This window comes from Burkholderia pyrrocinia (genome assembly GCF_018417535.1).
In the GTDB taxonomy this organism is placed as follows: Bacteria; Pseudomonadota; Gammaproteobacteria; order Burkholderiales; family Burkholderiaceae; genus Burkholderia; species Burkholderia pyrrocinia_E.
Genome location: NZ_CP070978.1, coordinates 2,573,805 through 2,585,883 on the forward strand (window position 1 = coordinate 2,573,805; position 12,079 = coordinate 2,585,883).

Here is a 12,079-nt window from a genome sequence, read left to right on the forward strand (position 1 = left end):
GGACATTCACTACATCGGGACGGCAGCTTCATGGTCAGGACACACAACCTCGGTTTTCCGCGCATCGGTGCGAAGCGCGAACTCAAGTTCGGTCTCGAGCGCTACTGGAAGGGCGAATCGTCGCGCGACGAGTTGAAGGCGCTCGGCGCCGAGCTGCGCCAGCGTCACTGGAACGACCAGCGCGATCTGGACCTGGCACCGATCGGCGACTTCGCGTTCTACGACCAGGTGCTCGACATGAGTTTCACGCTCGGCAACCTGCCGAAGCGCGTGCAGGGCTTCCAGGGCGACGCGCTCGACAACTATTTCCGCGTTGCGCGCGGCCGTTCGGCGCAGTCGGCGGAAGGGCACGCGGCGTGCTGCGGCGGTGTCGCGGCCGTTGAAATGACGAAGTGGTTCGATACGAACTACCACTTCATCGTGCCGGAATTCCACGCGGACACGAACTTCTCGCTCGACCCGTCGCGCCTGCTGCAGCAACTGGCCGAGGCGAACGCGCAGGGCGTGAACGCGAAGCCGGTGATCCTCGGCCCCGTCACGTACCTGTGGCTCGGCAAGGCGAAGGACGATTCCGACCGTCTCGCGCTGCTGCCGAAGCTGCTGCCCGTGTACGGCGCGCTGCTCGACACGCTGACCGCGCAGGGCGTCGAATGGGTGCAGATCGACGAACCGATCCTCGTCACCGAGCTCGACGCCGAATGGCGGCAGGCATTCCGCACCGCCTATGCGGCGCTGGAGACGCGTCGCATCAAGCTGCTGCTTGCCACGTACTTCGGCCAGCTCCAGGACAACCTGACGCTCGCGAGCTCGCTGCCGGTCGACGGCCTGCATGTCGACGCGATCAATGCGCGTGACGAGGTCGATGCATTGGTGCTCGAACTGCCGGCCGAGCGCGTGCTGTCGGTTGGGGCGATCAACGGCCGCAACATCTGGAAGACGGACCTGAACGCGACGCTCGACTGGCTCGAACCGCTCGCGAAGCAATTGGGCGAGCGCCTGTGGCTCGCGCCGTCGTGTTCGCTGCTGCACGTGCCGGTCGATCTCGCGAGCGAAGAAAAGCTCGACGCGGAGATCCGATCGTGGCTCGCGTTCGCGCTGCAGAAGCTCGACGAGCTGAGGGTGCTCGCGACCGCACTGAACGAAGGCCGCGACAAGGTGGCCGATGCGCTTGCCGCGAACGCCGCCGCGATCGACTCGCGCCGCCGCTCGCCGCGCGTGAACAACCCGGCGGTGAAGGCCGCGATCGCGCGCATCGACGCGCAGCTCGGCAACCGTGCGAGCCCGTATCCGCAGCGTGCGCCGAAGCAGTCGGCGCGACTGAACCTGCCGGCCTTCCCGACGACGACGATCGGCTCGTTCCCGCAGACCGCCGAAATCCGCCAGGCGCGCAGCCAGTTCAAGGCCGGCGCGCTGGATGAAGCGGGCTATCGCACGGCGATGAAGGCTGAAATCGAACGCAGCGTGCGCGAACAGGAATCGCTCGAACTCGACGTGCTCGTGCACGGCGAAGCCGAGCGCAACGACATGGTCGAATACTTCGGCGAGCAGCTCGACGGCTACGCATTCAGCCAGTTCGGCTGGGTGCAGTCGTACGGTTCGCGCTGCGTGAAGCCGCCGATCCTGTTCGGCGACATCAGCCGCCCGAAGGCGATGACGGTCGAATGGATCACGTATGCGCAGTCGCTGACGAACAAGCCGATGAAGGGCATGCTGACCGGCCCCGTGACGATCCTGAACTGGTCGTTCGTGCGCGACGACCAGCCTCGCTCGGTGTCGTGCTACCAGCTCGCGCTCGCGATCCGCGACGAAGTGCTCGATCTCGAGAAGGCCGGCGTGCGCGTGATCCAGATCGACGAGGCTGCGTTGCGCGAAGGATTGCCACTGCGCCGCGCGCAATGGAGCGAGTACCTGAAGTGGGCGGTCGAATCGTTCCGCATCACCGCGAACGGCGTGCAGGACGATACGCAGATCCACACGCACATGTGCTATTCGGAGTTCAACGACATCATCGCGTCGATCGCCGACATGGATGCGGACGTGATTACGATCGAGACGTCGCGCTCGGACATGGAGCTGCTCGACGCGTTCGACCACTTCAGGTATCCGAACGAGATCGGGCCGGGCGTGTACGACATCCATTCGCCGAACATCCCGACGCAGGATCACATCGTCGGCCTGATGAAGAAGGCGGCCGAACGGATTCCGGCGGAGCGTCTGTGGGTGAACCCGGACTGCGGCCTGAAGACGCGCCAGTGGGCGGAAGTGATTCCGGCGCTGACGAACATGGTCGCCGCCGCGAAGACACTGCGCAACCCGATGCAATAACGCGCGAACGTTGCGTGCCTGCCGCCGCGATCGACGTTCCGGCGACAGGCGCGGCACCGATCCAGACCGTCCCGGGCGCGCCCCGGGACGCTTCGTTATCCGGATCGGCGTGAAGTACTACCGCGTGAAAACGCCTGAAGATGGCCGTCGGGAAGACTGACGGCGACGTCGTCGCGAAACAGGCGAGGGAGGGGATTCCCGGAACGGGAACGGGCGACCTGTCGGCTGCCCCGTATGCGCGAGAACCGGGCAGGCGAAGCCGCCTGCCCGTCGTGCGGAAATTACGCGGTACGCGCGCCGCGCGGCAGCGATTCGTTCGTCTTGCCGGGCGCGCCGGCATCGTCGATGCTGACGCGGCGCGAGATCAGCCACACGCACAGCGACGACAGCACGGCGGCACTCGTGTACTGGATCGCGAGCGGCCACCATTGCGGCGCGACGTTCTGCGCGATGACGGTCGCGACGAGCGGCGTGAGGCCGCCGGCGAGCGCGCCGCACACCTGGTACGCGATCGAGATTGCCGTATAGCGGATCCGCGCGACGAAGATGCCGCTGACGAAGCCCGCGACCACCGAGTAGTAGCCCGATTCCGCGAGCGTCGCGAGGCCGACGCCGACCGTGATCGACAGCGGCGTGCCCATGTGTACGAGCGGCAGCATCACGAACGGGACGATCGCGGCCCATGCGCCGGTGATCAGCAGCACGCGCGTGGTGCCGAAGCGCTGCGCGAGGAACGCGGCCGCAAGCTGCACGACGAACTGCAGCACCGCGACGATCGTCATGCAATGCAGCACCATCGACCGGTCGAGCGACAGGAACTGCGTCGCGTAGCTGATCATGAAGATGTTGCTGAAATACACGCCGGCGATGCCGTACACGTTCGCGCCGATCGCGAGCAGCAGCAGCGGCCAGTACTTGAGCGCTTCGCGCAGCGGGTTTTGCGCGGTGTTGCCGCTCTTCCTGACTTCCTCGAACTCGGGCGACTCGGACACGCTCGCGCGGATCACGAAGCCGACCACCAGCAGCACGGCGCTCGCGAGGAACGGCACGCGCCAGCCCCAGCTCATCATGTCGTCCTTCGACAGCGTGCTGATTGCGCCGAACGCGAGCATCGACAGGATCAGGCCGCTCGCGCTGCCGAGCTGCGCGAACGACGCGAAGAACGTGCGCTTGCCTTCGGGCGCATGCTCGCCGGCGAGCAGCACCGCGCCGCCCCATTCGCCGCCGACCGCGATGCCTTGCAGCACGCGCATCAGCACGAGCAGGATCGGCGCGATCACACCGGCTTGCGCATGGGTCGGCAGCAGGCCGATCGCGACCGTCGACACAGCCATCAGCATCAGCGTCGCGAGCAGCGAACGCTTGCGGCCGAAGCGGTCGCCGAGATAACCGAACATCACGCCGCCGAGCGGCCGCGCGAAGAAGCCGACCGCGAACGAGCCGAACGAGGCGAGCAGGCTGACGAAGCGGTTTTCGCCGGGGAAGAACAGCGGCCCGAACACGATGGCGGCGGCGGTCGCGTAGCTATAGAAGTCGTACCACTCGATCGTGGTGCCGACGAACGACGCGAGCGCCGCCCGCTTCGGTTGTTTGACGGAAGTCCCCATCTTTATGTGTGCTCCTCTGAATTCTCTGATTTGGAATGGGTCGTGTCTTGCGGGGATCAGTCGCGGTACTTGACACCCGGCAGCACGCACAGCAGTTCGTACGCGAGGTTCGCGCCGAGCAGCGCCGTGGTGCCGAACGGGTCGTACGGCGGCGCGACTTCAACGAGATCGCAGCCGACGATGTTCAGCCCCTTCGCGCCGCGGATGATCTCGAGCGCCTGCGGCACCGTGAGGCCCGCGATTTCCGGCGTGCCCGTGCCCGGCGCGTAGGCCGGGTCGATGCCGTCGATGTCGAAGCTGATGTAGACGGGCGTGTCGCCGACGCGGGCGCGCACTTCTTCCATCAGCGGCGCGAGCGACTTGTTCCAGCATTCCTCGGCCTGGACGACGCGGAAGCCCTGCTCGCGGCACCAGTCGAAATCCTCGGCCGCGTAGCCCGTGCCGCGCAGGCCGATCTGCGTGACCTTGTCGCCGTGCAGCAGGCCTTCCTCGACCGCGCGGCGGAACGGCGTGCCGTGCGCGATCTTTTCGCCCATCATCGTGTCGTTCACGTCGGCGTGTGCATCGACGTGGATCAATGCAACCTTGCCGTGCTTGCGGTGGATCGCGCGCAGGATCGGCAGCGCGATCGTATGGTCGCCGCCGAGCGTGATCGGCTTGCAGTCGTGCTCGAGGATCGCGTCGTATGCGGCTTCGATGCGCGCGATGGAATCGTGCAGGTTGTAGGGGTTGATGGCGACGTCGCCGATGTCGGCGATCTGCAGCGAGTCGAACGGCGCGGCGCGCGTGGCCATGTTGTACGGGCGCAGCAGCACGGATTCGGTGCGGATCTGGCGCGGGCCGAAGCGCGCACCGGTGCGGTTGGACGTGCCGAGATCGAACGGCACGCCGACGAAGCATGCGTCGAGGCCTTCGGCGCTCGCCACGTGCGGCAGGCGCATCATCGTCGCGATGCCGCCGCAGCGCGGCATCTCATTGCCGCCGAGCGGCTGGAAATGGGTGTGGTCGTTCATGGGGCGCCTCTTCCGATGTGGGGTTGCCGTATCATTCGACGCGGCTTGGCGCACAGTTGTACGCGCTCCGCCGGGAAAGAAGAATGCGAAGATATCGACGTAAACATCGATCTTCATCGATGTATGGAAGGGGATGAGCGTGCTGGGGAATCTGTCGACCCTCGATCTGCGGTTGATCCGCGTGTTTCTTGCGGTCACGGACGCGGGCGGCGTATCGGCCGCGCAGTCCGTGCTGAACGTCGGGCAGTCGACGATCAGCGCGCAGTTGTCGTCGCTCGAGACGCGGCTCGGCTACCGGCTCTGCGAGCGCGGCCGCAGCGGCTTCCGGCTCACGCCGAAGGGCGAACGGTTCCATGCGATGAGCCGCAAGCTGCTCGCGGCGCTCGACGAATTCGGGATGGCCGCGCGGCACATGGACCGCCAGTTGGTCGGCACGCTGAACATCGGCCTGATCGGCCATACGCCGGTGAGCCAGAACGCGCGGATCGCCGAGGCGATCGCCGCGTTCCGCACGCGCGACGAGGCCGTGCGTTTCTCGATCTCCGTGCGCGCGCCGGGCGATCTCGAGGAGAAGCTGCTGAGCGACGAGATCCAGATCGCGGTCGGCTACTTCTGGCATCGCGTGCCGTCGCTGCACTACACGCCGCTGTTCATCGAGCGCCAGGTCGCGTACTGCGGGCGCGGCCATCCGCTGTTCGACGGCGCCGGCACGCTGACGCCGGCCGACGTCGCGGGCTTCGAATGGGCGTGGCGCTCGTATCCGCTGCCGGAAGCGCAGATGTCGACGACGCCCGACCGCGTGACCGCGACCGCCGACAACATGGAAGCCGTCGCGCTGCTGATCCTGTCCGGCCACCACCTCGGCTACCTGCCGCAGCACTTCGCGGCGCCGTATGTCGCGCAGGGGCTGCTCGCGCCGCTCAATCCGGAGCAACTGCGCTACGACGTGACGTTCCACATGGTCGTCGCGCGCAACGGGCGCGGTAATCCGCTCGTGGAGGCGTTCCTCGAGGATCTCGAGCGCGCGCACCAGTCGCCGGACCTCGCGTGACGCCGGCGCTGCCCGCAATGTGAACGAGTGTTACATCGGCGCGGCCCGCTGCGCGCATCACGGCACCGGCAACCCCGCGTCGTGCTTCACCTCGCGCAGCGACAGCGCGGATTCGATCGACGTGACGCCCGGCAGCATCCGCAGCGAGTCGCGCACGAACGTGCCGTAGTCGTCGAGGTCGCGCGCGACCACTTGCAGCAGGTAGTCGGCCGTGCCCGCGACGTTGTGGCACGCGAGAATCCGCTCGATGCCCAGCACTTCCCGTTCGAACCGGTCGGCGACCTTGCGGTCGTGCGTCGCGAACCGCACGAGCACGAACGCGACGACGCCGAAGCCGAGCGCCTGGCGCGACAGTTGCGCACGGTAGCGCTCGATGTAGCCGTCGGTTTCGAGACGTTTCAGGCGCCGCGCGCAAGGCGTCTCGGACAGGCCGACGGATTCGGCGAGACGCGCGATCGGCAGGCGGCCGTCGCGCTGCACCGCAGCGAGGATCGCGCGATCGGTTTTGTCGAGTTCGGTCATATTGGCGGAATCCGTTTTCAGGTTTCATGATTGTGGCGGATTCCCCTATGAATCGCCAATCCAGAGCCAAAGATGGCCAATAATCCCTCCACCTTCAGCGGCAACATAGCGTCATTGAAGGACGGGGGCAGAACATGATTTCCACGCATTTGCTGTTGATCTATCTCGCCGCGCTGGCGGCCATTTATGCGGTGCCGGGGCCCGACATGGCGCTCGTGCTGCAGACCAGCATCGGCCGCGGCGTGCGCCCGGGGATGGCGGCGGCGGCCGGGCTGTCGCTCGCGCGCACCGCGCACGTGACGCTGTCCGCATGCGGCGTCGCGGCGCTGATTCGCAGCGCGCCGTGGCTGTATGAGGTGATCCGCTACGGCGGCGCGCTGTATCTCGCGTATGTCGCGATCCAGGTGTTCCGCTCGCCCGTGTTCGCGCTCGGCGACAGCGATGCGGCAGCGACCGCCGGCGAGTTGCGGCAGTCGTTCGTGAAGGGGCTGCTGACGAACCTGCTGAACCCGAAGGCGCTGCTGTTCTGCTCGGTGTTGCTGCCGCAGTTCGTGCGGCCGGAGGCCGGGCCCGTCGTGTGGCAGATGTTCGAACTCGGTGCGCTGCTGGTCGCGGCCGGTGTGTGCTTCGACCTCGCGTGCGTGTTCGGCGCGTCGCGCATCGCGGCGTGGATGCGTGCGCATCCGCTGGCGCAAACGGTGCAGCGCTGGACGTTTTCGGCGGCGCTGATCGGTTTCGCGTTGCGCCTGTCGATGGACTGAGCGTCGCGGCCGCGTCGTTGCCGCGCAGGTCGACACGGGCCGCGCGGTATCGATGCGCCGATCGGCGCACGCCGTGTGCAATGCCGGCCTCTTCGCGCGCAAGCCCCGCTGCAGAAGGGCGTGCGCGCAAATCGTCTGACTGATCTAAACTCCCTTTAACTTCGCGCTGACGCGAACCGACTGACCGAACGGAACCGACTTCCGCCGGCTATGTCCGATTTCCTGGCTGTTCCGTGCAACGCGGTACCAAGGAGGGTCTGAACATGGCAAGGCATCTTCACGCCGACCGTGAACCCCGAATCGTCGCCGAGTCCAAGTGCCTCGGCCCGTGCGATCCGGCAGAACGCATCCACGTCACGATCATGTTGCGGCGGCAGGAAGAAGGGCAACTCGATACGTTGGTCCACCAGCTCGCCACCGGCGACTTACAGGCAAAACCGCTGTCGCGCGAAGCGTTCGCGCAGCGTTTCTCCGCCAATCCCGACGACATCCGCAAGACCGAGGACTTCGCGCGTCGGCATCAGCTCGCGGTCGATCGGGTCGATCCGGTCGAAAGCGTCGTCGTGCTGTCCGGCACGATCCAGCAGTTCGAAGCGGCGTTCGGCGTGAAGCTCGAGCGTTTCGAGCATCGCTCGATCGGCCAGTATCGCGGCCGCTCGGGCCCGATCGCGCTGCCCGACGATCTCGGCGACGCCGTCACGGCCGTGCTCGGCCTCGACAGCCGCCCGCAGGCGCGGCCGCACTTCCGGCTGCGTCCGCCGTTCCAGCCCGCGCGCGGCGCGGCGGGCGTCACGTTCACGCCGGTCCAGCTCGCGTCGCTGTACGGCTTTCCGGCCGGCGACGGCGCCGGGCAATGCATCGCGATCGTCGAACTGGGCGGCGGCTATCGCGCGGCCGACATCCAGCAGTATTTCCGCGGGCTCGGCATCAAGACGCCGCCGACGCTCGTCGACGTAAACGTCGGCACCGGCCGCAATGCGCCGTCCGGCGATCCGAATGGCCCGGACGGCGAAGTCGCACTCGACATCGAGATCGCCGGTGCGATCGCGCCGGCCGCGAAGATCGCGGTCTACTTCGCGTCGAACAGCGACGCGGGCTTCATCCAGGCCGTCAACGCGGCCGTCAGCGACAGGACCAACAAGCCGTCCGTCATCTCGATCAGCTGGGGCGGCCCGGAAGCGGTCTGGCAGGCGCAGTCGGCGCAGGCATTCAACCGCGTGCTGCAGGCGGCGGCCGCGCAGGGCATCACGGTGTGCGCGGCGTCGGGCGACAGCGGCTCGGGCGACGGGCTGCAGGACGGCGCCGATCACGTCGACTTCCCCGCATCGAGCCCGTACGTGCTCGGCTGCGGCGGCACGCAGCTCGACGCGCTGCCCGGGCAGGGCATCCGCAGCGAGGTCACGTGGAACGACGAGGCGTCGGGCGGCGGCGCGGGCGGTGGCGGCGTCAGTACGCTGTTCGACTTGCCGGCGTGGCAGCAGGGGCTTGCCGTCACGCTCGCCGACGGCAGCAGCACGCCGCTCGCGAAGCGCGGCGTGCCGGACGTCGCCGGCGATGCCTCGCCGCAGACGGGCTACGAGGTGTCGGTCGCCGGGACGGCCGCCGTGATGGGCGGCACGAGCGCGGTCGCGCCGCTGTGGGCCGGGCTGATCGCACGGATCAACGCGGCGGCCGGCGCATCGGCCGGCTGGGTCAATCCGGTGCTGTACAAGAATCCGGGCGCGCTGCGCGATGTCACGAAAGGATCGAACGGCACGTATGCGGCCGCGTCGGGCTGGGACGCCTGCACGGGCCTCGGCAGCCCGGACGGCGCGCAGCTCGCCGCGATCCTCGCGCGCAAGCCGTCGAGCTGACGCATCGCCACACGCCTTTCCGTTCGACGCGGGTTTCCTGCCCGCGTCTTTTTTCACCTCCAGGAGCAGCACGATGGGCATCGATTCCGCATCTTCCGGCGGCGTTTATCCGCTGCATCACGGCGACCACAATTCGCAGAGCGTGCCGCCGACCATCAATCCGGTCGCGCTGAGCCACGGCCGCGACCAGCCGTTCTTCGATCCGGTTGCGTACGGCAACGGCCCCGACGATTCGGTGACCGACACGACCGAAGCGGCCGCGATCACGCATCACACGATCCTGATCGACGGGAAGCGCATCGCGTACACGGCGACGGCCGGCCACCTCGTGACGGTCGACCCGAGCAGTTCGCAGCCGGCCGCGAAGATCTTCTATGTCGCGTTCACGGCCGACGGCGCGAAGGAAGAAACGCGGCCCGTGACATTCTTCTATAACGGCGGGCCCGGTTCGTCGTCGGTGTTCGTGCTGCTCGGCTCGTTCGCGCCGAAGCGCATCAAGACGTCGATGCCGGGTTTCACGCCGCCCGCGCCGTACCAGATGGAAGACAACCCGGACAGCATGATCGACCACAGCGACCTCGTGTTCATCAACCCGGTCGGCACCGGCTATTCGGCGGCCGTCGCGCCGAACAAGAACCGCAACTTCTGGGGTGTCGACCAGGATGCGGATTCGCTGAAGCAGTTCATCAAGCGCTATCTGACGAAGAACAACCGCTGGAATTCGCCGAAATACCTGTTCGGCGAATCGTACGGCACCGCGCGCAGCTGCGTGCTCGCGTACAAGCTGCACGAGGACGGCATCGACCTGAACGGCGTCACGCTGCAATCGTCGATCCTCGACTACCGGCAGGCCGGCAACCCGGTCGGCGCGCTGCCGACCGCGGCGGCCGACGCGTGGTATCACAAGAAACTCGGCGTCACGCCGGCGCCGACCGATCTCGGCGCGTTCGTCGAGGAAGTCGCGCAGTTCTCGCGCACCGACTACCTGAACGCGCTGCGCACGGTCCCGCATGCGGACCCGGCCGCCGTGCAGAAACTGTCGCAATACACGGGCATCGACACGGCGACGCTGCAATCGTGGAGCCTCAACGTCGCCGGCTACGACACGCGCGGCAATTCGCTGTTCCTGACGACGCTGCTGCATGCGCAGGGGCTCGCGCTCGGTTCGTACGACGGCCGCGTGACCGCGATCTCGACGGGCATCGCCGGCAAGATCGACCCGAACTCGGGCGGCAACGACCCGACGATGACGGCCGTGACGGGCGTCTATACGGCGATGTGGAACAGCTACCTGAACGAGCAACTGAAGTACACGTCGAATTCCGCGTTCACGGACCTGAACGACCAGGCATTCCAGAACTGGGATTTCAGCCACATCGACCCGACCGGCGCGCAGCAGGGTGTCGATGCGCAGGGGAACGTGATCCTCTACACGGCCGGCGATCTCGCCGCGGTGATGGCGTTGAACGTCGACCTGAAGGTGCTGTCGGCGAACGGCTTCTACGATTTCGTCACGCCGTTCTACCAGACCGTGATCGACCTGCAGCAGATGCCGCTCGAGGATCTGAAGGTGCGGCAGAACCTGTCCGCGCGTTTCTATCCGTCGGGGCACATGGTGTATCTCGACGGCGGCTCGCGCACCGCGCTCAAGCGCGATCTCGCGACGATGTACGACGCGACGGTCAGCGATACGGGCGCGCGGCTGCGGATTCGCGCGTTGCAGGCGAAGAAGACGGGCGGGCACGCGTAGCGTTGCCGGTCTCCCGGTCTCCCGGTCTCCCGGTTGCCGCGCGTAGCCGCCATGGCTCGCGCGGCAGTCGGGTTCCGACGCTGCCCGCCTCGTCTTGAGGCTGCAGCGCCGGATTGCGACGCGGCGGTATTGCCGCGTCAGTGGCCGGCTTATGCGGTCGGCCAGTCGAACGGCGTATACGGCAGCGCGCGCTTGTGGCGCGAACCGTCGTAGAAGCGCAGCACCGTTTCGTACACGCGGTCTTCGACCGGCTTGCCTTCAAGGAAATCGTCGATCTCGTCGTAGCTGACCCCGTATGCGTGCTCGTCGGGGCGCAGCGGGCGGAGTTCCTCGAGGTCGGCCGTCGGCACCTTCATCACGATCGCTTCCTCGCCGCCGAGCGTGCGCGCGACCGCGCGCACGCGACGCTTGTTCAGGCCCGCGAGCGGCAGCACGTCCGCGCCGCCGTCGCCGAATTTCGTGAAGAAACCCATCAGCGATTCGGCCGCGTGATCGGTGCCGATCACGATGCCGCGCCGCGCGCCGGCCACCGCGTACTGCGCGATCATGCGCTCGCGCGCCTTGATGTTGCCGTGCACGAAATCCTGTTGCGCGGGCGTTTCGAACGCATGGCCGGACGCGACCAGCGAGCGGAGCATCGCTTCGGCGGCCGGTTTCACGTCGACCGTCAGTGTCTCGTCCGCGCGCACGAACGCGAGCGCGCGCTGCGCATCGGCTTCGTCGTTCTGCACGCCGTTCGGCAAGCGCATCGCGATGAAGCGCGCATCGTAGCCGCCGGCGCGCAGTTGTTCGACCGACAGTTGCGCGAGCCGCCCGGCCGTCGACGAATCGACGCCGCCGCTGATGCCGAGCACGTAGGTCCGCAGGCCGGTCGAACGCAGGTACTGCGCGAGGAAATCGACGCGGCGGGCGATTTCGGCCTCGGCGTCGAATTGCGAGGCGACGTTCAGTTCGGCAATGATCGCGCGTTGGCGGCTGGCGTAATCGGCGGATGTCATGAAGGGGGTTCCGGAACGAAATGCAAGGCGCTCATCATAAGCGCAATCGCGGCGGGGCGCCGCGCTGGGCATGCGATCCGGCCGCCTTGCGTTGCTTCGGCGAGACGCGCTGCCTCGCCGTGGTGCACGGTGCGCCGGGCGGGTGCGGGATGCCGCGGGAAGGGCATCCGTGTGGTGGTCTTCAATGAGCTTGTCGGCA

At 67.2% G+C, this 12,079-nt stretch carries 9 protein-coding genes; 5 read left to right on the forward strand and 4 right to left on the reverse strand.

Annotated elements, in window-relative coordinates:
* The first annotated feature begins 30 nt into the window (after positions 1 to 30).
* Positions 31 to 2,325 (forward strand): 5-methyltetrahydropteroyltriglutamate--homocysteine S-methyltransferase, encoded by a 2,295-nt coding sequence (gene metE, locus JYG32_RS29775; protein ID WP_213265984.1) that lies wholly within the window; start codon positions 31 to 33, stop codon positions 2,323 to 2,325.
* Between the two features lie 281 nt (positions 2,326 to 2,606).
* Here metE and JYG32_RS29780 read toward each other — a convergent pair whose 3' ends face one another.
* Both JYG32_RS29780 and speB read right to left on the reverse strand, forming a co-directional pair.
* Entirely contained in the window at positions 2,607 to 3,932 is a 1,326-nt protein-coding gene (locus JYG32_RS29780; protein ID WP_174383252.1) for an MFS transporter, read from the reverse strand.
* A gap of 56 nt (positions 3,933 to 3,988) precedes the next feature.
* Positions 3,989 to 4,945, reverse strand: coding sequence for an agmatinase (speB, locus tag JYG32_RS29785; RefSeq protein ID WP_021161147.1), 957 nt, complete (start codon positions 4,943 to 4,945; stop codon positions 3,989 to 3,991).
* 139 nt (positions 4,946 to 5,084) lie between these two features.
* Between speB and JYG32_RS29790 the strand changes: the two genes are divergently transcribed.
* The gene (locus JYG32_RS29790) at positions 5,085 to 5,996 is read left to right on the forward strand and encodes a LysR family transcriptional regulator (protein WP_213265985.1); all 912 of its coding nucleotides are present in this window, start codon (positions 5,085 to 5,087) and stop codon (positions 5,994 to 5,996) included.
* 57 nt (positions 5,997 to 6,053) lie between these two features.
* On the opposite strand, the gene JYG32_RS29795 is transcribed toward JYG32_RS29790, so the two are convergent.
* A complete protein-coding gene (locus JYG32_RS29795; protein WP_096473433.1) occupies positions 6,054 to 6,518 on the reverse strand; it encodes an Lrp/AsnC family transcriptional regulator in 465 nt (154 codons plus the stop codon).
* A gap of 134 nt (positions 6,519 to 6,652) precedes the next feature.
* Here JYG32_RS29795 and JYG32_RS29800 point away from each other — a divergent pair, with 134 nt between their 5' ends.
* From JYG32_RS29800 to JYG32_RS29810, 3 genes are all read left to right on the forward strand, one after another.
* On the forward strand, positions 6,653 to 7,279 hold the full coding sequence (locus JYG32_RS29800) for a LysE family translocator (RefSeq protein WP_059238914.1): 627 nt from the start codon (positions 6,653 to 6,655) through the stop codon (positions 7,277 to 7,279).
* Positions 7,280 to 7,542: 263 nt separating this feature from the next.
* Positions 7,543 to 9,132 (forward strand): S53 family peptidase, encoded by a 1,590-nt coding sequence (locus tag JYG32_RS29805; RefSeq protein WP_213265986.1) that lies wholly within the window; start codon positions 7,543 to 7,545, stop codon positions 9,130 to 9,132.
* A 73-nt stretch (positions 9,133 to 9,205) separates the two neighbouring features.
* Positions 9,206 to 10,882, forward strand: a complete 1,677-nt coding sequence (locus tag JYG32_RS29810) for a S10 family peptidase (protein ID WP_174383247.1) — start codon at positions 9,206 to 9,208, stop codon at positions 10,880 to 10,882.
* A gap of 149 nt (positions 10,883 to 11,031) precedes the next feature.
* On the opposite strand, the gene nadE is transcribed toward JYG32_RS29810, so the two are convergent.
* Positions 11,032 to 11,880: an ammonia-dependent NAD(+) synthetase gene (gene nadE / locus JYG32_RS29815; RefSeq protein WP_174383246.1), complete on the reverse strand. Its 849-nt coding sequence runs from the start codon at positions 11,878 to 11,880 to the stop codon at positions 11,032 to 11,034.
* Positions 11,881 to 12,079 lie beyond the last annotated feature (199 nt).

What these genes read in the sequence shown, in the direction of transcription:
- JYG32_RS29805 (WP_213265986.1), top strand. Translation starts at nt 7,543, where the DNA reads ATGGCAAGGCATCTTCACGCCGACCGTGAACCCCGAATCGTCGCCGAG.
- JYG32_RS29795 (WP_096473433.1), bottom strand. Translation starts at nt 6,518, where the DNA reads ATGACCGAACTCGACAAAACCGATCGCGCGATCCTCGCTGCGGTGCAG.
- metE (WP_213265984.1), top strand. Translation starts at nt 31, where the DNA reads ATGGTCAGGACACACAACCTCGGTTTTCCGCGCATCGGTGCGAAGCGC.
- JYG32_RS29810 (WP_174383247.1), top strand. Translation starts at nt 9,206, where the DNA reads ATGGGCATCGATTCCGCATCTTCCGGCGGCGTTTATCCGCTGCATCAC.
- speB (WP_021161147.1), bottom strand. Translation starts at nt 4,945, where the DNA reads ATGAACGACCACACCCATTTCCAGCCGCTCGGCGGCAATGAGATGCCG.
- nadE (WP_174383246.1), bottom strand. Translation starts at nt 11,880, where the DNA reads ATGACATCCGCCGATTACGCCAGCCGCCAACGCGCGATCATTGCCGAA.
- JYG32_RS29800 (WP_059238914.1), top strand. Translation starts at nt 6,653, where the DNA reads ATGATTTCCACGCATTTGCTGTTGATCTATCTCGCCGCGCTGGCGGCC.
- JYG32_RS29780 (WP_174383252.1), bottom strand. Translation starts at nt 3,932, where the DNA reads ATGGGGACTTCCGTCAAACAACCGAAGCGGGCGGCGCTCGCGTCGTTC.